General features: G+C 43.6%; 19 protein-coding genes. 16 read left to right on the top strand and 3 right to left on the bottom strand.

Going from position 1 to position 22,936, the window contains the following annotated elements; translation table 11 throughout:
• The first annotated feature begins 31 nt into the window (after positions 1–31).
• The 7 genes from O3629_RS05215 to O3629_RS05185 all read left to right on the top strand — a co-directional run bounded on the left by O3629_RS05215 (position 32) and on the right by O3629_RS05185 (position 6,411).
• Positions 32–442, top strand: a complete 411-nt coding sequence (locus O3629_RS05215) for a peptide deformylase (protein ID WP_070505238.1) — start codon at positions 32–34, stop codon at positions 440–442.
• A 135-nt stretch (positions 443–577) separates the two neighbouring features.
• On the top strand, positions 578–1,024 hold the full coding sequence (locus O3629_RS05210) for a MarR family winged helix-turn-helix transcriptional regulator (RefSeq protein ID WP_070505237.1): 447 nt from the start codon (positions 578–580) through the stop codon (positions 1,022–1,024).
• Positions 1,021–2,823 (top strand): ABC transporter ATP-binding protein, encoded by a 1,803-nt coding sequence (locus O3629_RS05205; protein ID WP_371608826.1) that lies wholly within the window; start codon positions 1,021–1,023, stop codon positions 2,821–2,823. Before O3629_RS05210 ends, O3629_RS05205 begins: the two co-directional genes overlap by 4 nt.
• The gene (locus O3629_RS05200; protein ID WP_371608825.1) at positions 2,816–4,576 is read left to right on the top strand and encodes an ABC transporter ATP-binding protein; all 1,761 of its coding nucleotides are present in this window, start codon (positions 2,816–2,818) and stop codon (positions 4,574–4,576) included. The genes O3629_RS05205 and O3629_RS05200 overlap by 8 nt, the downstream gene beginning before the upstream one ends.
• 405 nt (positions 4,577–4,981) lie before the next feature.
• The gene (locus O3629_RS05195; RefSeq protein ID WP_371608824.1) at positions 4,982–5,134 is read left to right on the top strand and encodes a hypothetical protein; all 153 of its coding nucleotides are present in this window, start codon (positions 4,982–4,984) and stop codon (positions 5,132–5,134) included.
• A 51-nt stretch (positions 5,135–5,185) separates the two neighbouring features.
• Complete coding sequence (locus O3629_RS05190; protein WP_371608823.1) at positions 5,186–5,701, top strand: phosphatase PAP2 family protein; 516 nt, start codon at positions 5,186–5,188, stop codon at positions 5,699–5,701.
• An 83-nt stretch (positions 5,702–5,784) separates the two neighbouring features.
• Positions 5,785–6,411, top strand: coding sequence for a GNAT family N-acetyltransferase (locus tag O3629_RS05185; protein ID WP_003008580.1), 627 nt, complete (start codon positions 5,785–5,787; stop codon positions 6,409–6,411).
• A gap of 22 nt (positions 6,412–6,433) precedes the next feature.
• Here the strand turns inward: O3629_RS05185 and queG are convergent, their stop codons facing one another.
• A complete protein-coding gene (gene queG / locus O3629_RS05180; RefSeq protein WP_371608822.1) occupies positions 6,434–7,573 on the bottom strand; it encodes a tRNA epoxyqueuosine(34) reductase QueG in 1,140 nt (379 codons plus the stop codon).
• Positions 7,574–7,688: 115 nt separating this feature from the next.
• Here queG and manA point away from each other — a divergent pair, with 115 nt between their 5' ends.
• The 8 genes from manA (at position 7,689) to recG (ending at position 19,274) form a co-directional block, all read left to right on the top strand.
• The gene (manA, locus tag O3629_RS05175) at positions 7,689–8,633 is read left to right on the top strand and encodes a mannose-6-phosphate isomerase, class I (RefSeq protein ID WP_155199894.1); all 945 of its coding nucleotides are present in this window, start codon (positions 7,689–7,691) and stop codon (positions 8,631–8,633) included.
• 279 nt (positions 8,634–8,912) lie between these two features.
• Complete coding sequence (locus O3629_RS05170; RefSeq protein WP_371608821.1) at positions 8,913–9,653, top strand: MerR family transcriptional regulator; 741 nt, start codon at positions 8,913–8,915, stop codon at positions 9,651–9,653.
• Positions 9,654–10,027: 374 nt separating this feature from the next.
• Entirely contained in the window at positions 10,028–11,872 is a 1,845-nt protein-coding gene (locus O3629_RS05165) for an APC family permease (RefSeq protein WP_371608820.1), read from the top strand.
• A gap of 174 nt (positions 11,873–12,046) precedes the next feature.
• Entirely contained in the window at positions 12,047–14,566 is a 2,520-nt protein-coding gene (gene secA, locus O3629_RS05160; protein ID WP_021153773.1) for a preprotein translocase subunit SecA, read from the top strand.
• 52 nt (positions 14,567–14,618) lie between these two features.
• A complete protein-coding gene (locus tag O3629_RS05155; protein ID WP_371608819.1) occupies positions 14,619–15,647 on the top strand; it encodes a 3-deoxy-7-phosphoheptulonate synthase in 1,029 nt (342 codons plus the stop codon).
• Positions 15,648–15,733: 86 nt separating this feature from the next.
• Entirely contained in the window at positions 15,734–16,099 is a 366-nt protein-coding gene (gene acpS, locus O3629_RS05150) for a holo-ACP synthase (RefSeq protein ID WP_371608818.1), read from the top strand.
• Positions 16,086–17,198, top strand: a complete 1,113-nt coding sequence (gene alr / locus O3629_RS05145) for an alanine racemase (RefSeq protein ID WP_049471825.1) — start codon at positions 16,086–16,088, stop codon at positions 17,196–17,198. The genes acpS and alr overlap by 14 nt, the downstream gene beginning before the upstream one ends.
• 60 nt (positions 17,199–17,258) lie before the next feature.
• Positions 17,259–19,274: an ATP-dependent DNA helicase RecG gene (recG, locus tag O3629_RS05140; RefSeq protein ID WP_371608817.1), complete on the top strand. Its 2,016-nt coding sequence runs from the start codon at positions 17,259–17,261 to the stop codon at positions 19,272–19,274.
• 288 nt (positions 19,275–19,562) lie between these two features.
• On the opposite strand, the gene O3629_RS05135 is transcribed toward recG, so the two are convergent.
• Positions 19,563–20,525 (bottom strand): asparaginase, encoded by a 963-nt coding sequence (locus tag O3629_RS05135; RefSeq protein ID WP_371608816.1) that lies wholly within the window; start codon positions 20,523–20,525, stop codon positions 19,563–19,565.
• 62 nt (positions 20,526–20,587) lie between these two features.
• On the opposite strand from O3629_RS05135, the gene O3629_RS05130 reads away from it, so the two are divergent.
• Positions 20,588–21,988, top strand: a complete 1,401-nt coding sequence (locus tag O3629_RS05130; protein ID WP_371608815.1) for a Cof-type HAD-IIB family hydrolase — start codon at positions 20,588–20,590, stop codon at positions 21,986–21,988.
• A 287-nt stretch (positions 21,989–22,275) separates the two neighbouring features.
• Here O3629_RS05130 and O3629_RS05125 read toward each other — a convergent pair whose 3' ends face one another.
• Entirely contained in the window at positions 22,276–22,728 is a 453-nt protein-coding gene (locus O3629_RS05125) for a universal stress protein (RefSeq protein ID WP_129823970.1), read from the bottom strand.
• Positions 22,729–22,936 lie beyond the last annotated feature (208 nt).

Below are 22,936 nucleotides of genomic sequence, written 5' to 3'. Positions count from 1 at the left end.
TTTCGTCTACCTATCAAGAAGTGAGGAAGGAATGAAAAAGAATATTGTAAAAGATGTCTTATTCTTGGGTCAAAAGTCAGAAGAAGCGACACCTGAGGATCGCACCTTGGCTTTGGATTTGCAGGACACTTTAAATGCTCATCTCCTTGAGTGTGTGGGTTTAGCGGCTAATATGATCGGGGTGAAAAAACGGGCGATTATCATCCGAATGGGAAGTGAAAATTTGGTCCTGTTTAATCCTGTTCTCCTTGAAAAGAAAAAGCCTTACCAAACAGAAGAAGGATGCTTGTCCTTGGTGGGGAGTCGGCCGACCACTCGTTATGAGGAGATTTCAGTGGCCTATCGAGATGTGAATTGGAAAGCAAAAACAATTCAGTTGTCAGGTTTTCCAGCCCAGATCTGTCAGCACGAAATGGATCATCTAGAAGGCATTATTATCTAGAAGTCATTAATGGAGTCGATTGGGCTCCATTTTTTTAGTTCTTATAGAAACTTTTTTCTTGACAGGGATCTTTTTTGTGCTAAAATAGTTCTCATAGTAACTTTAAGGTTCTTAAGAGAACTATTTGGAGGAATGATGGAAAAGCCATTACAAGAATTAAAAAAAATTGGCCATCTCATTCACCTCATGGTGGAAAGAGAGGCTAAGAAGCGTGGGTTTGAATTTAGCGCAGGACCCCAAGGTCAGGTATTGAGATTCTTATCTCATCGTGAAAAAGAGGGAAAAGTGACCTTGATTCGGGATGTTGAGCAGGAACTTCATATCTCAAAATCCGTGGCCAGTAGCCTGATCAAGCGAATGGAGAAAAATGGGTTTATTTATTTAGAGGCTAGTCCGACCGATAAACGGGCCAAGTATGTCTACCTAACAGACAGTGTGAAAGCCAATTTGAATGACATGAAGCAATTCTTTGAGGAAGTGGAGCAGAGTCTAGTAGCGGGTGTATCAGAAGAAGAATTGTCCACCTTTTTCAAGGTCATGCATCAATTTTATGAGAATATGAAAAAAAGGAGCGAGGAATGATCAATATGTTTCGGCGCTTAACCGCCAAAGAATGGGGCATGATTGCCCTTAGTACGGTCTTTATCTGTCTGGCTGTTTGGATGGATTTAAAGACTCCTGAATACTTATCTGATATCACGACCCTCTTAGCTAAGGATGGGACCAAGGTTTCTGATATTATGGATCCGGGAAGCAAGATGTTGCTCTTCTCTTTTGGAAGCTTTTTGATGGCAGTTTTTGTGGGCTTTTTAGCTTCAAGAGTCGCTGCCAGCTTTACGACGCGACTTCGAGGAGAGATTTTCCATCAAGTGATGGATTACTCTGATGCCGAGATCAAGAAATTCTCCGTTCCCTCTCTTTTGACTCGGACGACCAACGATTTGACTCAATTGCAAATCATGATTGTCATGGGGATGCAAGTTGTGACGCGTGGTCCCATTATGGCGATTTGGGCTTTGACCAAGATTTGGGGGAAGAGCAGTGCCTGGACAACTTCTGTTGGGATTGCGGTCTTGATGGTCTTGATTCTTCTCTCTGTTCTGGTTCTTATTGCCTTTCCTCGCCAGCAAAAGGTTCAAGGTTTGACCGATGCCTTGAATGCGACGACACGGGAGAGTTTGACTGGGGTGCGGGTCGTTCGTGCTTACAATGCAGAAGCTTATCAAAATGAAAAATTCCAGGCTGAAAACAAGGGCTTAACCCGTCTAAATCTCTTTGTTTATCGTTTGATGTCTCTGATGAACCCTGTCATGACAGTGGTATCAAGTGGGTTGACCCTTGCTATCTACTGGATTGGGGCGCACTTGATCAATGATATCACCATGCCAACAAATCCTACAAAGCTTGCGGTGAGTTCTGCCTTAGCGGATAGGACCAAGGTCTTCTCAGATATGATCACCTTCTCTTCTTACGCTATGCAGGTTGTCGTTGGCTTTATGATGATGGTGGCCATCTTGATTATTCTTCCTCGTGCCTTGGTATCCGCAAAACGGATTGATCAGGTCTTGGCTCTTGAACCGTCTGTAGCCTTCCCAAGTGAGTCAAAAGAAAAATCAGACCAAGCAGGTACAGTAGAATTTCAAGATGTTTCCTTTAGATATGGACGGACTTCTCGTGCTGTGATTGAGCATGTGACCTTCTCAGCCCAAAAGGGACAAACCGTTGCCTTCATCGGGTCGACTGGTTCTGGTAAATCCACTTTGGTCAACTTAATTCCACGTTTTTACGATGCGACAGAAGGAAAGATCTTAGTGGATGGGGTGAATGTCAAGAATTATAGCCACCAAGAATTGAATAATAAAGTCGGCTATATCCCCCAAAAAGCTGTGCTCTTTAGCGGCACGATTCGCTCTAATATGGAATTTGGAGAAAGTAGTCAAGGAAAATTAGAGGATGAAGCCATCTGGAAAGCTCTTGAATTGGCCCAAGCCAAAGAGTTTGTTTCCGCAAAAGAAAAAGGCTTGGATACAGAAGTAGCGCAAGGAGGAAGCAACTTCTCTGGAGGACAACGTCAACGTTTGGCCATTGCGCGTGCCCTGGCACGTAAGCCCGAGATCCTCATCTTTGATGATTCCTTCTCAGCCCTGGATTACAAAACGGATCGTATCTTGCGCCAAGCCCTGAAAGAAGAGCTGGCAGATACGACCAAATTGATCGTTGCCCAACGGATTTCGACCATTATGGATGCGGATTTGATTTTGGTCTTGGATCAAGGGAAGGTCGTCGGTCAAGGCACCCACAAAGAATTGCTTGCGACTAATGAAGTCTATCAAGAAATTGCCTATTCACAATTGTCTAAGGAGGAGTTGGAACATGCATAAAACAAAACAAGATTCGTCCCTTTGGAGACAACTTTCTCCCTATTTGAAGGGCTTCCACCTATTTTTCCTAGTTGCTATCCTCTTTTCAATCGTATCGAGTATTATCACGGTTATTGGACCGGATAAGTTAAAAGAAATTACAGATACCATTACAAAAGGGATGGGAGGCGCCATTGATATTGATAAGATCACTTCGATTGCCCTGACCTTAGCCATCCTTTATGGAGTTGGAGCACTGGTGTCCTACAGCAGTAGTTTCATTATCTCAACGATGATTCAGCGCTTCGCTGAACGCTTGCGCAATGCCATTGCTGAGAAGATCAATCGCGTGCCCCTCCAATATTTTGATAGCCATGAACAAGGAGATACCTTGTCTCGTGTGACCAATGACGTGGATTTGATGACCCAATCCTTTAACCAAAGCTTGGTTCAAATGGTCTCTTCTATTGTCTTATTGATTGGCTCCATCTTTATGATGTTTAAGACGGACTGGCATTTAGCTTTGACCGCCATCCTTTCTGTTTTTGGTGGCTTTGCTCTTTCTAGCATTATTATGGTCAAGAGTCAGCCTTTGTTTAAACAGCAGCAAGATAATCTTGCCAAAGTTTCAGGCTATGTTGAAGAAATCTATAGTGGCCACAATGTTGTCATTTCCTATAATGGCCGTCATCAGGCCAAAGATCATTTTGATGCCATCAACCAAGATTTGTACCATAGCATGTGGAAATCCCAATTCTTCTCTGGGATCATGATGCCCTTGATGCAGTTTGTAGGGAATTTCGGCTATGTCATGGTCTGTATCGTTGGGGCTGTCCTCACCATTAATGGAGACATTACCATCGGGACCATTGTGGCCTTTATGACCTATGTCCGCATCTTTACCCAACCAATTGGTCAAATGGCCCAAGGAATTACCCAATTGCAATCAGCCAGTGCTGCTATGGGGCGTGTCTTTGAATTCTTAGACGAAGAAGAAATGGAAGAGGAATCCCAAAAAACACGTCAATTGGAAACACCAAAAGGTCATGTCACCTTTGAGCATGTTCGCTTTGGCTATTCACCAGACAAGACTATTATCCATGACTTTACAGCTGAAGCGAAGCCTGGACAAAAAGTGGCCATTGTTGGTCCGACAGGTGCAGGTAAGACGACTATGGTCAATCTCTTGATGCGTTTTTACGACATTCAAGCTGGTAAAATTACCATCGATGGTGTGGATACTAAGGCCATGAGCCGAGAAGAAGTTCATGATGCCTTTTCGATGGTCTTACAAGATACCTGGCTCTTTGAAGGGACTATCCGGGAAAACTTAGTCTTTAATCAAACCAATATTTCAGATGAAGCGGTCGAAGCGGCAACCCGAGCGGTTGGGGTCCATCACTTTATTCGGACTTTGCCGAATGGCTATGATACTGTATTAGATGATTCAGTGACCTTGTCCGTTGGTCAAAAGCAACTTTTGACCATTGCGCGTGCCCTCTTGAAGGATGCCCCGCTCCTCATCTTGGATGAAGCAACCTCATCTGTCGATACCCGTACAGAAGAGTTGATTCAAAAAGCCATGGACAAACTCATGGAAGGCCGAACTTCCTTTGTCATTGCCCATCGCTTGTCCACTATCCGTAATGCGGATCTGATTCTCGTGATGAAAGATGGAAATATTATCGAGCAAGGCAACCACCAAGAACTCATGAGTCAAAATGGCTTCTATGCTGATCTCTATAATAGCCAATTCACAGAAGAAGTAGCGTAAGAACAAGATACAAAGCCCGTAAAATGCACAGTGAAAATAGGAAATTCTTGCAGTGAGCCATGCTCACAAGAGAATTTATCTTTTTCACACAGCATTTAGGGCGTGTTCAATTCGTGTAATGGAAAGCACAATGGTGCCTTGCCAACACGACTCACTAACTCCTCAGGTGGATAATATCGATCCACCTTCGTCCTGTCGCAATTCCAACAAGATACAAAGGGCGTAACATACAAAGTGAAAAAATGAGAGTGGGACAGAAATCGGTAATTCGTTAGAATTCGATTTCGTCGTCCCACTTCCGCACAGTTGAGTAGGGCTGTAAAAGCTGATGAAATCAGCGTAGTAGAGCCCACTCAACCACTGCGTCTTGCTCGACAATCCAAAAAAATTAAGAGGCTAGGACTTTTGTCCCAGCTTCATTTTTTTATCGATAATAGTAATGGAAAAGACGTTTCTTGGAGACAGAAAAATGATAAATCATCAGATTTTAGTGCTAAATCATGTGAAAAAGAAGGAAGAAAAGATAAAAAAGAAGCCTGGCTTGACAGGCTTTCTTAGGATCGCGTATACTAGTAGTACAAAAACGAGATGATAGACAGGAGTGCCAACATGAAGCCCAATCTTCAAGATTATCCGAAATTTTATCGTTGGCTAACCCTGCCTTTTACGAGAAAGCCACATCGTGTGCAGGTTCTTCAAAGGATGAATCGAATCTTGACGTTCGTGATGCCAGGTATCTACGGCCTGGTCTTTTGTTGGCTGTTTTTTAAGAAAACTTCAATGGGAGAAATCTGGCCTTTTATCTGGATCCCTGCTTCGGGTTTTGTCTTGTTTAGCCTCTTTCGTCATTGGGTCAATGTTCCGAGACCTTATGAGAAATGGGAGATTCAACCCTTATTAGAAAAGAATTCATCCGGACATTCCTTTCCTAGCCGACATGTTTTTTCGGCCACCATTATCTCGATGTGTGTCTGCCAGTTGTCGCTTCCGCTAGGAATGTGCTCCATGCTCCTATCTCTTCTATTAGCCCTTGTCCGAGTTATTGGAGGGGTTCATTATCCCAAGGATGTTCTCGTCGCTTGGGGGCTGGGACTCGTTTGGGGAGGACTCTTTTTGCTGGTTTGAATGAACAAATTGCTGAAAATTGACCTTTGTCTAAGAGCGAGGGATAGTGTATACTGGAAAGTGGACTTAGAATAGGAGAGAAGATGAAGTACAGAAAAGCAGAAAAAGCAGATCTGGATCAGGTGGTTCGAGTAGCCAGTACAGCCTTTGAGGACTATCTATTTTTAAAAGTTATCAAGGATTTGGTTCGGGATCCCAAGCAATACCCAGCCTTTGTTGAGGCAATGATGCGCATCTTGGTGAAGGTTTTTCTTAAGCACCATATTTGCCTTGTGGCAGAAAAAAACGATGAAATTTATGCGGTAGCCTTGTTGCAAAAGGGACCGATTCCTTTTCGGGCCTATCTCTTAAATGGGGGATTTGGTTTGCTCAAGTTTATTTCCTTGAAAAATATGTTGGCCTACTTTAAATTTATGGAGGACACGGATAAGGAATTGGAGCAAAATGTAGACTTTGATTGGTATTTGATGCTTCTCGCAGTCGCCCCTAAACACCAACGGCAGGGCTATGGCAGTCGCTTTATGACAGAAGGAATTGAGCCTTTCTTGGAAGAGATCAAAGGGGAAAAACTAGCCTTTTATACCAATACCAAAGGAAATGTCTATTTTTACACGAAAAATGGTTACAAGGAAGTCTATTCAAGTGAGATTAGCTTTAACCAAGTAGAAATGGGAAGTTGGTATTTCTTGAAGGAACTAAAAAAACACTAAGGTTCAAAGCCTTAGTATTTTTTCATTGTAGCTGTGAATCTGCTTGAATGCCGAATTTTTCAAAGAAAGCAGTTCGTTCTTCTATGATAGCATCGGTCGGATGTTTGATATTCCGTAAGAGCTCAACAAGGTCTGGTGTGACTTCACGAAGCAGTTGCCCTAAGGACCAGATAGCCGTTGCAATATGAATCTGATTTTGTGAAGTTTCGATGATGTTCAGGAGCTTAGGGATGGCTGAGCGGTCATTGGCATTGGCTAATGCAATAATGGCATTGCGCTGGAGGATGTTCTTGCCTCGCCAACTTCCAGCAACATGTCCGAATTTTTCCTTAAATTGTCCATTGGACAGCTCGATAAAAGGAATCAACTCTGGATGAGCCAGATCAGGATCGATTTCTGTTGCCAAGGGATTATCTAGCCCTTTGTTATAAGGACAACTAATCTGACAGATATCACATCCATAGATGACCGTTTTAATTTTCTTGCGAAATTCTAGGTCCATCATGCCCTTGTCCTGGGTTTGGAAGGACAGACAGCGTCTGGCATTCATAGAGCCATCCCCGATTAAACAGGAGGTTGGACAAGCATCCAAACAACGTCGACAGTCTCCACAACCATAGTCGACTGGCTGATCTGGTTCGATTTCGAGGTTGGTAATCAATTCCCCCAGAAACATGTAAGAACCGTATTCTTTTGAAATGACCAAGCCGTTTTTTCCGATAAAGCCAATCCCTGCTCGTTGGGCGACAGCCGTATCAACCAGTGCTCCAGTATCGACCATGCCCTTGTATTCAAAATCCTGCGTCATTTCTTCAATCCCAGCAGCTAAGCGGTTGAGCTTGTCTTGAAGGACATAATGGTAGTCTAATCCCCAGCTGTTGGGGGTGAATTTTCCTCTTTTATAGGCTGTTTTTTGAGGTTGTTGCTTGAGTTTGTGGGGGTAGGCGACAGCGATTGAGATGATGGTCTTGGCGGAGGAGAGACTTAATTTGGGGTGGATGCGCTCTTCGATATTCTTATGCTCGAATCCAGAATTCCGTCCTTCCTCAACGGTCAAGCGGAGCGATTTTTCCAAATAAGCGAAGTCATCAGCAGTTGTAAATCCAATTTTTGATATCCCAATAGAATGCGCCAGTTGGATAATGTTTTCTTTTAGTGTCATCCCTTTCATTATACACAAAAATAAAGTTTCTGGCGAGAGAGGAAAACAATAGAAAGGGCTTTCAAAAACTTTCTTTTTTTTGTATAATAGAAACATGAAATGCAAGGAGGATATTATGGGACAACCATTATTTTTACATTCAGTCATGCAGGAAAAAATTTGGGGAGGAACTCGTCTGAAAGAAGAATTTGGTTACGAAATTCCGAGCGACCATGTCGGTGAATTTTGGGCAATTTCAGCCCATCCACATGGAGTTTCTAAAGTAGCCAATGGTCCATACGAAGGAATGGGATTGGATCAGCTCTATCAAGAGCACCGGGAATTATTCGGTAATCGTAAAGAGCCTGTCTTTCCTTTATTAACAAAGATTTTGGATGCCAACGATTGGCTCAGTGTACAGGTGCACCCAGATGATACCTATGCAATGGAGCATGAAGGAGAACTTGGAAAAACTGAGTGTTGGTACGTGATTGCGGCTGATGAAGGATCTGAGATTATCTATGGGCACAATGCCAAGTCAAAAGAAGAACTCCGCCAGCAAATTGAGGACAAGAACTGGGATGCCTTGCTGACAAAAGTTCCTGTCAAGGCTGGAGATTTCTTCTATGTGCCAAGTGGGACCATGCACGCCATTGGATCTGGAATATTGATTCTTGAAACCCAACAGTCGAGTGACACCACCTACCGGGTTTATGATTTTGACCGTAAGGATGCTCAAGGAAACTTGCGGGAGCTTCACTTGGAAAAATCGATTGATGTGTTAAACATCGGTGAGCCGGCAAATAGTCATCCAGATACAGTTGTTGTCGATGATCTTCGAATGACCACCTTGGTTGCAAGTGACTTCTTCACCGTTTATAAGTGGGAACTGACTGGAAAAGCTGATTTTGAAAAGACTGCTGATTACAGCTTGTTAAGCGTCTTAGCCGGAGAAGGAAAATTGACGGTAGATGGAAAGGATTATCCTATTCGAAAAGGAAGTCACTTTATCTTACCGAGCGATGTTGAATCTTGGACTTTGGAAGGGCAAGGTTTAGAATTGATCGTGAGTCATCCATAAAAAAGAAAGGGTTTGAGTTAAAAGTTGTGAAACAACTCAAGCCTTTTTTATCTGAAAACTTTTTTTATGTTAAGCCTTGACTCTGACCTAAGGGGAGGGGTTATACTATCCTTGTAATACTCTTCGAAAATCAAATTCAAACCACGTCAGCGTCGCCTTACCGTATATATGTTACTGACTTCGTCAGTTCTATCTACAACCTCAAAGCAGTGCTTTGAGCAACCTGCGGCTAGCTTCTTAGTTTGCTCTTTGATTTTCATTGAGTATAAGGAGGAAATCATGTACCATATCAAAGAAGCTGCAGAGCTGTCAGGTGTCTCTGTCAAGACCTTGCACCACTATGACAAGATAGGACTTCTCGTCCCTGTCAAATCTGAAAATGGCTATCGGACATACAGTCAAGAAGATTTAGAACGATTACAGGTGATTCTCTACTACAAGTATCTAGGATTTTCCTTAGACCAAATAGCAGAACTCTTAGCCGAAGAAAAATCTAACTTATTACCCCATTTAACCAAACAGTTGAACTATTTGACTCAAGAAAGACAACGTCTGGATACCTTGATTTCTACCTTGCAAAAAACCATTCAAGAACAAAAAGGAGAAAGAAAAATGACCATTGAGGAAAAATTTACTGGATTTAGCTACCAAGATACTCAAAAATACCAGCAAGAGGCGGTAGAGAAGTACGGTCAAGAAGTCATGGACCAAGCTCTCGAGCGCCAAAAGGGGCGTGAAGATGAGGCGACAAGAGCCTTTAATCAAGTCTTCAAAGTCTTGGCGAAAAACCTCCAAGCAGGTTTGCCAGTAACAGCATCGGAAAATCAAGAAGAAGCAGCCAAACTTTTAGACGCGATTCGAACGTATGGATTTGACTGCTCTATAGAGGTTTTTGGCCATATCGGCAAAGGCTATGTCTATAATCCAGAATTCAAGGAAAACATCGACAAGTTTGGAGTTGGCACAGCCCAGTACACTTCGGATGTCATTGCCTTTTATGTCGAAAATCAAGCAAAATAAAAAAGTGAGAGTGGGACAGAAATCGGTCATTCGTTAGAATTCGATTTCGTCGTCCCACCTCCGCACAGTTGAGTAGGGCTGTAAAAGCTGATGAAATCAGCGCAGTAGAGCCCACTCAACCACTGCGTCTTGCTCGACAATCCAAAAATAATTGAGAGGCTAGGATTTTTGTCCCAGCCTCGTTTTTTGCTTGGATCAATTTGAAAAGAAGCAGGCCGATCTAAAAGAGCTTGAATGGATGAACATAATGAAAACTTTATGAAAATTTCACTATTTCGGTTGACAGTCTTGAAAAAAAGGAGTAGAATAACCCCTGTTTTATGAAAAGAGGCAGGGAATCCCCGGCCTCATGATCTTTTTTCAAGGAGTTTTTTATGTTTTCAACATTGAAAAAATGGTTTATTGGCCGTCCGTTGAAATCTGGTGCAGAAGGTGAAGGTGGATTGCTAGGGAAAATGCAGGCCTTGGCCATGCTCTCTAGTGACGCGCTTTCTTCTATCGCCTACGGTCCAGAGCAAGTTATCCTGGTCTTGATGACCGTATCAGCAGGAGCCATTTGGTGGTCCATTCCAATTGGGATTGTGGTCCTGATTCTCCTAGCCAGTTTAACAATTTCTTATCGCCAGGTCATTCATGCCTACCCTCAAGGGGGAGGGGCCTACATGGTGACTACGGAGAACTTGTCTCCCAAAGCGGGTTTGATCGCTGGTGGTAGTCTCTTAGTCGACTACATGCTGACAGTAGCAGTATCTGTGTCTTCCGGTGCAGATGCCATCACGTCAGCGATTCCATCTCTTCATCCTTATAATCTTCACATTTCCATTTTGTTGGTCTTGATTTTGATGCTGATGAACCTTCGGGGGCTACGTGAATCAGCGACATCATTGATGATTCCGGTATACCTTTTCATTGTCAGTACCATTGCCTTGATCGGCTATGGTGTGATCCAAATCTTGACGGGTCACTTGGCCTATAACGCAACTGCTCATGTGGGTCAAACCATTTCAGGGGTTAGTATTATTCTCTTATTGCGGGCCTTTACGAGTGGATCCGCTTCCCTAACAGGGGTTGAAGCCATCTCCAATTCGGTTCCTTTCTTTAAGAAACCAAAAGCAAAGAATGCAGCTTCTACCTTGACCATTATGGCTTTGATTTTGGGGATCATGTTTGCAGGGATTACCTTCCTCAATTACTGGGTGGGCGTCGTACCAGCAAAAGGGGTAACAACTCTAGCCCAAATGGCCCAAGCCATCTTAGGGAATTCCCCAGTTGGACAAGCCTTCTTTTACATCTTCCAATTATCAACAGCCTTGATCTTGGCAGTTGCGGCTAATACCGGTTTCTCCGCCTTTCCAATGTTGGCCTTTAACATGGCTAAAAACAAATACATGCCACACATGTATATGGAAAAAGGGGATCGTCTGGGCTATTCTAATGGGATTTTGACCTTGGCGATTGGTGCCATCGTCTTGCTCTTGATTTTTGATGGACAAACAGAAAGCTTAATTCCGCTTTATACCATTGGGGTCTTCATTCCTTTTGCCCTTTCTCAAACAGGGATGGTGATCCACTGGAAACGCCAATATCAAAAAGGATTTCTTAAGTATTCGCTTGCCAATATCCTGGGGGCAGCCATCTGTTATGGAATTGTCTTGATCCTCTTATTATTCCGTTTGCGTGAGATCTGGCCCTTCTTCCCTATTATTGGTCTCTTGCTTTGGATGTTCTTGAGTATCCGTAATCACTATGATAAAGTTGCGGCTCAATTGCGCTTGGGAGGTAAGATCGAAAAGACAAGTTATGCGGGCAATACCGTGATTGTCCTTGTTGGGAATGTCACTCAGGTAAGTGTGGGAGCTATGAGTTATGCAAATAGCCTAGGAAACGATGTTATAGCGATGCACGTCTCAACGGAAGAAACCAAGGTCAAAGATGCTGAGGTAGCAGAAGAATTTAAGCGGTATTTCCCTCATATTCGCTTTGAAAATGTCATGACGAGTTACCGGGATATTATCCAGCCAACGGTTGAATTTGTCTCAAAAGTAGCTGAGGAGGCCAAGGAAAAAGGCAACACCGTTACAGTCTTAGTCCCTCAATTTATCCCTAAAAAACACTGGCAAAATATTCTCCACAACCAAATGAGTTTGAAATTGAAGTATGCACTTCGTTGGCATGAAGAAGTGGTTGTGGCAAGCTATTCTTACCATTTGTCTGAATAACGATCGCCTAAAGAAAAGATGTCTGCTTGAGCAGGCATCTTTTTGGATTTTCTTACACGAAAAAAACCACTCGAAAGTCTTGTAAGATACAGCCTTGATCTTGAAAAAATGTTTAAAAAATGCTAGAATAAAAAGAACATTTTAGATTTTGAAAAATTCAAAGTAAGGAAAAAAATGGCAAATTTATTAAAAACAATTATTGAAAATGATCGAGGCGAAATCAAACGCCTTGAAAAAATGGCTGATAAGGTCTTTTCTTATGAAGACCAAATGGCAGCTTTGACGGATGACGAATTAAAAGCGAAAACAGTTGAGTTTAAGCAACGTTACCAAGATGGTGAGTCTTTGGATGATCTCTTGTACGAGGCTTTTGCAGTTGTTCGTGAAGCTGCAAAACGGGTTCTTGGTTTGTTCCCATACAAGGTTCAGGTCATGGGGGGAATCGTCCTTCACCATGGTGACGTTCCAGAGATGCGTACAGGGGAAGGAAAAACCTTGACAGCCACCATGCCGGTATACTTGAATGCCTTGTCTGGCAAAGGGGTACACGTTGTTACCGTCAATGAATACTTGACCGAGCGGGATGCAACAGAGATGGGAGAACTTTACTCATGGCTTGGCCTTTCAGTAGGGATCAACCTTGCAGCGAAATCTCCAGCTGAGAAAAAAGAAGCTTACCTCTGTGATATCACTTACTCAACCAACTCAGAGATTGGTTTTGACTACTTGCGTGACAACATGGTTGTGCGTGCAGAAAACATGGTTCAACGTCCATTGAACTATGCCTTGGTCGATGAGGTAGACTCCATCTTGATTGACGAAGCCCGTACTCCGTTGATCGTTTCTGGTCAGACAGCTTCTGATACAAGCCAGCTCTATCACATGGCGGATGCTTATGTGAAGACCTTGACAGAGGACGATTACATTATCGATGTCCCATCTAAAACCATCGGTTTGTCTGATTCAGGAATCGATAAAGCAGAAAGCTACTTTAATCTTGAAAACTTGTACGATATTGAAAATGTAGCTTTGACTCACTTTATCGACAACGCCCTTCGTGCCAACTACATCATGATTTTGGATATCGACTATGTGGTCAGCGAAGATCAAGAAATCTTGATCGTCGACCAATTTACTGGTCGGACCATGGAAGGACGTCGCTATTCTGATGGACTTCACCAAGCGATTGAAGCCAAAGAAGGTGTTCCAGTTCAAGAAGAAACCAAAACATCTGCATCGATTACTTACCAAAACCTCTTCCGTATGTACAAGAAGTTGTCAGGGATGACAGGGACAGGGAAAACCGAAGAAGAAGAATTCCGTGAAATTTATAACATTCGCGTGATTCCAATTCCAACCAACCGTCCGATTGCCCGTATTGACCATCCAGACCTTCTCTACCCAAGCTTGAAATCAAAATTTAAGGCTGTTGTAGAAGATGTCAAGTCTCGTCATGAAAAAGGGCAACCAGTCCTTGTAGGTACCGTTGCCGTTGAAACCAGTGATTACCTTTCTCAATTGTTGGTTCAAGCAGGTGTCCCTCACGAAGTTTTGAATGCGAAAAACCACTACAAAGAAGCGCAAATCATCATGAACGCTGGTCAACGTGGTGCTGTTACCATCGCGACCAACATGGCCGGGCGTGGTACCGATATCAAGCTTGGTGAAGGTGTTCGCGAACTCGGTGGACTGTGTGTCATCGGGACAGAACGTCACGAAAGCCGTCGGATTGATAACCAGCTTCGTGGACGTTCAGGACGTCAAGGGGATCCAGGTGAATCTCAATTCTACTTGTCTCTTGAAGATGAATTGATGCGTCGTTTCGGTTCTGAACGGATCAAAGCAGTGCTTGATCGCTTCAAGTTGAGCGAAGAAGAATCGGTGATCCGTTCAAATATGTTCACCCGTCAAGTAGAGGGGGCACAAAAACGGGTTGAAGGAAACAACTACGATACCCGTAAACAAGTCCTTCAATACGATGACGTGATGCGGGAACAACGGGAAATTATCTACGCGGAACGCTATGATGTCATCACAGCTAACCGTGACTTGGCACCTGAAATCAAGGCCATGATCAAACGGACCATCAAACGGATTGTTGAAGGGGCTAGCCACTCAAGCAAGGAAGAACGCGTTGAAGCGATTCTGAACTTTGCCAAATACAATTTGGTTCCGGAAGATACGATTTCGGCAAGCGATATTGAAGGAAAATCTGACAAGGAAGTCATCGATTACTTGTATGCACGTGCAGAAGAAATCTATGCTAGCCAAGTAGCGAAATTGCGTGACGAAGAGTCTGTGCAAGAATTCCAAAAAGTCTTGATCCTTCGAGTGGTAGACAGCAAGTGGACGGACCATATCGATGCTTTGGATCAATTGCGAAATGCGGTCGGACTTCGTGGGTATGCGCAAAATAACCCAGTGGTAGAATACCAATCAGAAAGTTTCCGTATGTTTAACGATATGATTGGATCGATTGAATTTGATGTGACTCGTCTCATGATGAAAGCCCAAATTCACGAACAAGAACGTCCACGTACGGAACACAGTATTTCAACAACTGCGACTCGCAACATTGCAGCGCAACAACAAGATATTCCAGCAGATATTGACTTATCACAAGTGAAACGCAACGATTTGTGCCCTTGTGGTTCAGGCAAGAAATTCAAAAACTGTCACGGACGTAAATTTTAAGAGCTCCTCTGAAATAGAAAGAGGATGGGGCTAGGTAGCATAAGGAGGCCGTATGGTATTCATTACGAAGAGCAATAAGATTGATGAGCAAGAGATCACTTCGTTTTACCGCTTGGAAGGTCCAGCCTTGGAGCGCAAAGAAGCGCGTGATCGAGAATTGGAAGCTATTATCAAAGGAGAAGACCAACGGATCCTTCTTGTGATCGGGCCTTGCTCTTCTGATAATGAAGAAGCTGTGATGGAGTATGCTCGTCGTTTGGCAGACTTGCAAGAGAAAGTCAAAGATCAGATTTTCATTGTGATGCGGGTCTATACGGCTAAGCCTCGGACCAACGGGGATGGCTATAAAGGCTTGATGCACCAACCAGATACACATGCAGCACCAAGCTTTGTGGACGGTTTGAAAGCGGTCCGACATCTCCACTACCGTGTGATTACAGAAACTGGTTTGACAACTGCGGATGAGTTGCTTTATCCAGCAAGTCTTCCGTATGTTGAAGATTTGATTTCTTATCATGCCATTGGAGCGCGATCAGTTGAAGACCAGGAGCACCGCTTTGTATCTAGTGGGATCTCTGCTCCGACCGGCATGAAGAATCCAACTTCTGGAAATCTTTCTGTCATGTTCAATGCGATTTATGCAGCCCAACATCCCCAAAACTTTTTGTTCAATGCCCAAGCAGTGGAAACCTCAGGAAATCCTTTAGCCCATGCGATCCTACGTGGGGGCTTGGATGCAAGTGGTAAGAATATTCCAAACTACCATTATGAAGATTTGCTAGTGGCAGCAAAACGCTATAGTGAAATGGGCTTGCAACATCCTTTCATTCTAGTGGATACCAACCATGACAATTCTGGCAAACAATTCGAAGAGCAAGTACGCATCGTGAGAGAAACCATGATGAACCGTGCTTGGAACAAGGATTTGGCAATGTTAGTTCGTGGTTTCATGATTGAATCCTATCTAGAAGATGGCCGTCAAAATGAACCAGTGGTTTATGGTCAATCCATCACAGACCCTTGCCTGGGTTGGGAAAAAACACAGGCCTTGGTCAAAGAAATTGCAACGATGAATAAGTAACAGGCAGGGGCGGAAGGAGTGATTCTTTAGCCCCTTCTCTTTTGTCAGTAAAACGATACTGAAACAATAAATAAGGATAAAACAAGATGATCAAAGGACATGGCATCGATATCGAATCGATCGCTGCGATTGAAAAAGCCTATCAAAAGAATGCACGATTTGCAGAAAAAGTCTTAACAAAGGCTGAGCAAGAGCGCTTTGAAGCATTATCTGGAAAACGGAAAATGGAATATTTAACGGGCCGGTGGTCAGCTAAAGAAGCTTTTTCAAAGGCAATGGGAACAGGGATTGGACCGGTTGGTTTTCAAGAGTTAGAAATTTTAAATGATGCCCACGGAGCTCCCTATTTTTCCAAGTCTCCTTTTTCTGGGAAGGTATGGATTTCGATCAGTCATAAGGGAGACCTAGTGTCGACCAGTGTCATTTTGGAGGAAGAAAATGAAAGCAAGTAAACATAGACCAACTGTTGCTAGAGTCGATTTGGATGCCATTGCCTTTAATGTGCAACAAGTCAGTGACCATATTCCGAGTCAAGCCTTGAAATATGCAGTCGTCAAGGCCAACGCCTATGGTCATGGGGTCGTTGCGGTGACCAAAAAATTGGCGCCTCAGGTAGATGGTTTTTGTGTTTCCAATATGGATGAAGCCCTCGAAATCCGTGAAGAAGGCTTGCAACACCCTATTTTGATTTTGGGAGTTGTGCCAAGTGAAACAGTGAATCTAGCCAAAGAGCATGACATCCGCTTAACGGTGGCGAGTCTTGCTTGGTTGGATCAATTGCTTGGACAAGAAGCAGATCTTTCAGGATTGAAGGTCCATATCAAGGTGGATTCAGGAATGGGGCGGATTGGATTCCGAAGGATCGAAGAGATCAAAGAGGCTGAACGCCTCCTCTTAGCAGCTGGAGCTGAAATTGAAGGGATCTTTACTCATTTTGCAACAGCAGATGAGGCAGATGATCGAAAATTTCAAGCGCAATACCAGTTTTTCAAAGAAGTATTGGCTGCTCTTGAAATCCTTCCTCCTATTGTCCATGCGAGTAATTCAGCCACTTCTTTGTGGCATGCGGATACGATTTTCACAGCTGTACGCTTGGGAGATGTCATGTATGGCTTGAATCCGAGCGGATCTGTGTTAGCCTTGCCATATGAAATTAAGCCAGCTTTGAGTTTGGTGAGCGAATTAGTTCATGTGAAACAGTTAGAAGCTGGTCAAGATATTGGTTACGGGGCAACCTATACGACGGAAGAACCCCAATGGATCGGAACGATTCCTATCGGCTATGCGGATGGTTGGATCCGAGAGATGCAAAACTTTCATGTGCTGATTAAGGGGGACTATTGTCCCATTGTTGGTCGCGTTTCGATGGACCAGATTACTGTTCGCCTTCCAGAAGAATTGCCTCTGGGGACCAAGGTTACCCTAATTGGCCGAGATGGAGAAAAAGAAATTACGGCAACAGAGGTTGCAGATTACCGTGGGACCATTAATTATGAAGTGGTCTGTCTCTTGAGTGATCGGATTCCTCGTGACTATACAGGTGAAGAATAAGAAGAAGCAGGTGGGATTTTCCCGGATGGGCCTGCTTTTTTATAAAAGAAAGGAGGAAAAATGAATCTACACCAACCCTTATCCGTACTTCCTGGAGTCGGTCCAAAATCGGCGGAAAAATTTAAAAAGTTAGGAATTGAAACCTTAGAAGATCTGCTCTTGTATTTCCCCTTTCGCTATGAAGACTTCAAAACGCGCAATGTTTTAGAGTTGGAAGATGGTGAAAAAGCCGTCATCTCTGGGGTAGTAGCAACACCAGCCAATGTCCAATATTATGGCTACAAACGAAATCGCTTGCGTTTTTCGATCAAACAGGGAGACCAGGTCATTGCGGTTAATTTTTTCAACCAACCCTATCTAGCAGACAAAATCGAGGTCCAGCAGACAGTGGCGATCTTTGGAAAATGGGACAAGGCCAAGGGGAGTTTGACAGGAATGAAGCTCCTGGCTCAAGTGGAAGATGATTTGCAGCCGGTCTATCGAGTGACACAAGGAGTGAGCCAAAACAGCCTGGTGAAATTGATCAAAATAGCGTTCGACCAGGGCTTGGACCAGCTTTTAGAAGAGAATCTACCCCACATCTTACGAGAGCGTTATCAACTCATGTCTCGTTCCCAAGCAGTGCAAGCTATGCATTTCCCTAAGGATCTAGCAGAGTATAAGCAAGCTCTTCGCCGGGTAAAATTTGAAGAGCTCCTCTTTTTCCAGTTGCAACTCCAAGTGTTAAAGGAAGAAAACCACGATGCCAGCCAAGGGATTTCCTTGGCCTGGAATCCAGAAAAATTAGCAGAACGAAAAAAACAGCTCCCTTTTGAGCTAACGCAAGCTCAAGAAAACAGCTTGAATGAAATCTTGACAGATATGGCTTCTCCTTATCATATGAACCGCCTCTTACAAGGGGATGTGGGAAGCGGGAAGACAGTCGTGGCCGGTCTTGCCATGTATGCAGCTATTAGTGCTGGTAAGCAAGCTGCCTTGATGGTTCCAACGGAGATTTTGGCAGAGCAGCACAAGGAAAGCTTGCAAAATCTTTTTCCAGATTTGCCAATTGCCCTTCTAACAGGAGGATTAAAGGCGGCTGAGAAACGAGAAGTCTTAGAAGAGATCGCCTCAGGAAAAGCCCAATTGATTGTGGGGACACATGCCTTGATTCAAGAGGGAGTTCACTACCAAGATCTAGGCTTGGTCATTATTGATGAGCAACACCGCTTTGGGGTTTCCCAGCGCCGTATTCTTCGAGAAAAAGGACAAAATCCAGACGTCCTGATGATGACGGCTACCCCTATTCCCCGGACCTTGGCTATTACAGCCTTTGGAGATATGGATGTGTCCATCATTGATCAGATGCCTGCGGGACGCAAGGAAATCATCACACGTTGGGTCAAGCATGAGCAGTTAGAAGTGGTCCTCGACTGGTTAGTCAAAGAACTTGGCAAAGGTTCTCAAGCCTACTTTATTTCTCCATTGATTGAGGAGTCAGAGGCGCTAGATTTGAAAAACGCCCTTGCCCTCCAAGAAGAGCTAGAGACCTTCTTTGGACAGCGAGCACGCGTTTCTCTGCTTCACGGGAAGATGAAAAGTGAAGAAAAAGATGCTATCATGCAGGCCTTTAAAGAGCACCAAGTTGATGTTTTGGTATCCACGACTGTTATTGAAGTAGGAGTCAATGTGCCCAATGCGACCGTTATGGTCATTATGGATGCAGATCGGTTTGGTCTTAGCCAGCTTCACCAGCTTCGAGGCCGGGTTGGTCGGGGAAATAAGCAATCCTATGCTATTCTAATAGCCAATCCTAAGACAGATAGCGGCAAGCAGCGCATGAAAATCATGACAGAGACAACCAATGGGTTTGTTCTAGCAGAAGAAGATTTGAAAATGAGAGGTTCAGGGGAAATCTTTGGAACCCGTCAATCTGGAATACCAGAATTTCAAGTGGCGGATTTGGTAGAAGATTATCCCATTCTGGAAGAAGCAAGGAAAGTTGCTAGCCAGATCGTAGCCACTCCAGATTGGCGCGAACACCCAGATTGGCATTTGCTCTCGCTTTATTTAGAAAAGAAAGAACATTTAGACTAGACGCAAAAAAGGGAGTAGAGTGGAAATTCTTTGGATTACACTCTACTCCCTTTAAGATTGCATTTTACGGGCTATGTATCTTGTTGAATTGCGACAGGACGAAGGTGGATCGATACCATCCACCTGAGGAGTTGGTGAGTCGTGTAGGCAAGGCACCCTAGTGCTTGCCGTTACACGAATTGAACACGCTCTAAATGCTGTGTGAAAAAGATAAATTTTCTTGTGAGCTTCGCTCCCGGTGACAATTTCCTATTTTCACTTTGCATTTTACGGGCTTTGTATCTTATGCTACCCTTCGATATATTCTTTGAGTTCTTGTCCTTTTAGGCCGGCATTGAGGGCGATGAGAAGTTTGATGCGAGCTTTGGGGGCATTTAATTCTTTGATGAAAAAGACACCAGCTTGATGGAGTTGGACGCCACCACCTTCATACGCGTAAACTGGTTCTGCGATCCCGTTGAAGCAACGGGATACTAAAGCGATTGGAAGGCCTGCATCCATAAACTCTTGGAGTTTATGGGCAGTTTCTTTAGGGATGTTTCCAGCTCCAAAGGCTTGGATAATGAGGCCGTCGAGCTTTGAAAGATCCAGCATATCCAGCAGATCGGTTTTCATCCCTGCATAGGTAGCAATGATCGGAACGAAACCATCGATTGTATCGAGATCAAAGCGCACTCGTGGCTCAGCTGTTTTAAAGAAGAGGATTTCCTTTTTCATGACCAATCCCAGTGGACCATGGGTTGGTGTCTGAAAGGTACTGACATTGGTGGTGTGGGTTTTGGTAACATACTTAGCCGCATGAATTTCATCGTTCATGACGACTAAAACGCCTTTATCGCGTGCTTTTGGATCGGCTGCCACTCGGAGGGCTGTTAAGAAATTATAGACACCGTCACTTCCAAGTTCGTTGGAGCTTCGCATGGCTCCTGTAATCACCACGGAGATTTCAGGTAACTCCATGGTATCCAAAAAATAAGCTGTTTCTTCCAGCGTATCGGTCCCGTGTGTAATGACGATCCCATCGAAGTGGCTGGCTGCCTCTTTGATTCTTTGATATAGAGCTAACATGTGATGCGGTGTCATTTGTGGACTTGGTAGATTGAAGATATCCTCAGAGGTGACTTCAATTCCTTCAATTGGAGAAGTAACTTGGGTCATGGGATTGATTTCATTAGTAATCACTGCTCCAGAGTCATCTGCAGCCATGGAAATGGTCCCTCCGGTATGTAGTGCTAAAATTTTCTTAAACATGTGAAGCTCCTTGGAATATGTGATATAATTTATTTTATCATAAAAAGAAAGAAACAGTAGACATGGAAATAAAAGCAGTCTTTTTTGATATCGATGGAACCTTGGTCAATGACAGTCGAGCAGTTTTAAAATCAACAGAAAAAGCTATTCAGTCTTTGAAGGAAGAAGGGATCTATGTTGGCCTTGCGACAGGGCGAGGACCGGCCTTTGTCAAACCGTTTATGGAACGCTATGGTTTTGATTTTGCAGTGACCTATAATGGTCAATATATTTTGACCAAGGACCGCGTACTGTATACCAGCCCAATCGACAAAAAGAGCCTGCACCAGCTGATCGACTATGCTCGAGAACACCGTAAGGAAATTGCTCTTGGGACAAAGGATGGAGTATTTGGTTCTCGGATCATGAGTTTTGGGATGAGTCCTATTTCAACCTGGTCCAGTCGCTTTGTACCCCGCAAGATGGCCCGTACCGTTAGTCGAGGTTTTAATAAAGTAGTCAGTAAAGTGGTTCCACAAGATCAGGACACCCTCTATGCACTAGCGCAAGAACCAATCTACCAAGTACTGATCTTATCGAGTCCAGAAGAGACTACAAAAATTGAAAAAGAGTTTCCACATCTGAAATTCACACGGTCCAGTCCTTTTGCGGCAGATGTCCTCAATCCAGGCATTTCCAAGCTAGAAGGCATTCGCATCGTTGGTCAGGAGTTTGGCTTTAACATCGATGAGGTCATGGCTTTTGGCGATTCGGATAATGACCTTGAGATGCTGTCACGTGTTGGTTTGTCCATTGCGATGGGAAATGGGACGACAAGTGTCAAGGCGATTGCCAAGCATACCACGACTAGTAATGGCAAGGATGGCATTCAAAAAGCCCTGCAACACTTTGGTATTCTCTCAGAGAAAGAACTCTTTCTTTCTAAGGATGATCACTTCAATAAGGTCAAAACCTTCCATGGCGTGATGGATGGGGAAACCCAGGAGAAACCAGTGGTCTGGCAACCTCAAGATGCCCTTTACCGGACCATGTTCAAGCAAGAGGAACTGGTGGAATTTGTTCGAGCAGCTAGCTCAAGTGAGGAAGAATTCGATCGCTCGGTAGCGGCCCTTCACGAAGCCTTGGATAAGGCTGCAGATAAGGTTCGGAGCAAGCATCCAGCTGAGATCTCCATGGTAGGGCAGGTTGATGCCTTGATTGATACTCTCTATTTGACTTATGGTAGCTTTGTACTAATGGGGGTCGATCCTGAAGAGGTCTTTGAGATTGTTCACCGGGCCAATATGGGCAAGATTTTCCCAGATGGAAAGGCGCACTTTGATCCAGTAACCCACAAAATTTTGAAGCCAGATGATTGGGAAGAAAAATACGCCCCAGAACCAGCCATCAAAAAAGAACTCGATCGCCAGCTCAAGGCCTACGAAAAACATGCAAAACAAAAAGAAGCAAAAAAAGACAACTAAAAAAGGTTTGGAACAAAGGTTCCAAACCTTTTTTAGAATGTAGACAAACTATTTTTTACTAAGATAAGTAAAGTGTTCCACAAAGAAGTCGAAATATGTTCTTATTTTTAAAATTTATAAAAAATATTGAAAAACTTTCCGCCGTGAGAAAAGTGCTAGAAACACTATTGTTTCTAGCACTCGGGAGTTTTGAGACCTTAGGCTCAAAACTTAGTCATGGAACTTCGAAGAAGTTCCATGACGTCCGTACTCACCTAAGGAAAGTTTTCAATATAACTTTTTCTTTCTTACATGGTTTTATCCTTATCACGTACCACTAGTAAGTCTACTTTGGCGTGGCGAAGGATATATTCTGAGGAGGATCCGACCATTAGCCGTTCGAAGGCATTGAGTCCGGTAGCCCCGACCATAATGAGGTCAACCCCTTCTTTACTTGGGATATCATTAGCTAAGAGGACCTTTGGATTTCCCATTTCTACAACAGTCGCAACATTTTGAACCCCGACTTTTTCAGCACGTTCCTTGTAGCCCTTGAGCAATTCATTAGCTTCTTCTTGCAATTCTTCGTAGACCTCAGCATCAAAAGTTGAGACGCTTTGAAGGGCACGGGTATCGATGACGTGGGCAATCGTCAATTTAGAGCCGTTGCGAAGAGAAACATTAACCCCTTTTTCAAAGGCTAATTCTGCTTCATGGGAACCGTCGACAGCGACCATAATGTTTTCGTATTTTTGAGACATAATCCTACCTCCTTATAGCTTGAAAACATGGGTAGAATAGAAGGTAACTCTATTCCTTATACACTTATATTTTATCCCTTTTAGGCTAGAATGTAAAGGTAAAGTCTCGCTTTTTCTAGTATATTTTTGCAGGATTTTTAAAGTCCTCGGTTTGTACTCTATTTGAACTAGTGGTATAATAGAGATAATTTCGTGAATCGAGGCAGAA

Origin of the sequence: Streptococcus sp. 27098_8_12 (genome assembly GCF_041432115.1) — a bacterium.
GTDB classification, from domain to species: Bacteria; Bacillota; Bacilli; order Lactobacillales; family Streptococcaceae; genus Streptococcus; species Streptococcus parasanguinis_V.
This window is presented reverse-complemented; position numbering and strand designations above follow the sequence as displayed.

Coding starts and splice junctions, on each gene's coding strand:
- O3629_RS05215 (WP_070505238.1), top strand. CDS start 32: ATGAAAAAGAATATTGTAAAAGATGTCTTATTCTTGGGTCAAAAGTCA.
- O3629_RS05210 (WP_070505237.1), top strand. CDS start 578: ATGGAAAAGCCATTACAAGAATTAAAAAAAATTGGCCATCTCATTCAC.
- O3629_RS05205 (WP_371608826.1), top strand. CDS start 1,021: ATGATCAATATGTTTCGGCGCTTAACCGCCAAAGAATGGGGCATGATT.
- O3629_RS05200 (WP_371608825.1), top strand. CDS start 2,816: ATGCATAAAACAAAACAAGATTCGTCCCTTTGGAGACAACTTTCTCCC.
- O3629_RS05190 (WP_371608823.1), top strand. CDS start 5,186: ATGAAGCCCAATCTTCAAGATTATCCGAAATTTTATCGTTGGCTAACC.
- O3629_RS05185 (WP_003008580.1), top strand. CDS start 5,785: ATGAAGTACAGAAAAGCAGAAAAAGCAGATCTGGATCAGGTGGTTCGA.
- queG (WP_371608822.1), bottom strand. CDS start 7,573: ATGACACTAAAAGAAAACATTATCCAACTGGCGCATTCTATTGGGATA.
- manA (WP_155199894.1), top strand. CDS start 7,689: ATGGGACAACCATTATTTTTACATTCAGTCATGCAGGAAAAAATTTGG.
- O3629_RS05170 (WP_371608821.1), top strand. CDS start 8,913: ATGTACCATATCAAAGAAGCTGCAGAGCTGTCAGGTGTCTCTGTCAAG.
- O3629_RS05165 (WP_371608820.1), top strand. CDS start 10,028: ATGTTTTCAACATTGAAAAAATGGTTTATTGGCCGTCCGTTGAAATCT.
- secA (WP_021153773.1), top strand. CDS start 12,047: ATGGCAAATTTATTAAAAACAATTATTGAAAATGATCGAGGCGAAATC.
- O3629_RS05155 (WP_371608819.1), top strand. CDS start 14,619: ATGGTATTCATTACGAAGAGCAATAAGATTGATGAGCAAGAGATCACT.
- acpS (WP_371608818.1), top strand. CDS start 15,734: ATGATCAAAGGACATGGCATCGATATCGAATCGATCGCTGCGATTGAA.
- alr (WP_049471825.1), top strand. CDS start 16,086: ATGAAAGCAAGTAAACATAGACCAACTGTTGCTAGAGTCGATTTGGAT.
- recG (WP_371608817.1), top strand. CDS start 17,259: ATGAATCTACACCAACCCTTATCCGTACTTCCTGGAGTCGGTCCAAAA.
- O3629_RS05135 (WP_371608816.1), bottom strand. CDS start 20,525: ATGTTTAAGAAAATTTTAGCACTACATACCGGAGGGACCATTTCCATG.
- O3629_RS05130 (WP_371608815.1), top strand. CDS start 20,588: ATGGAAATAAAAGCAGTCTTTTTTGATATCGATGGAACCTTGGTCAAT.
- O3629_RS05125 (WP_129823970.1), bottom strand. CDS start 22,728: ATGTCTCAAAAATACGAAAACATTATGGTCGCTGTCGACGGTTCCCAT.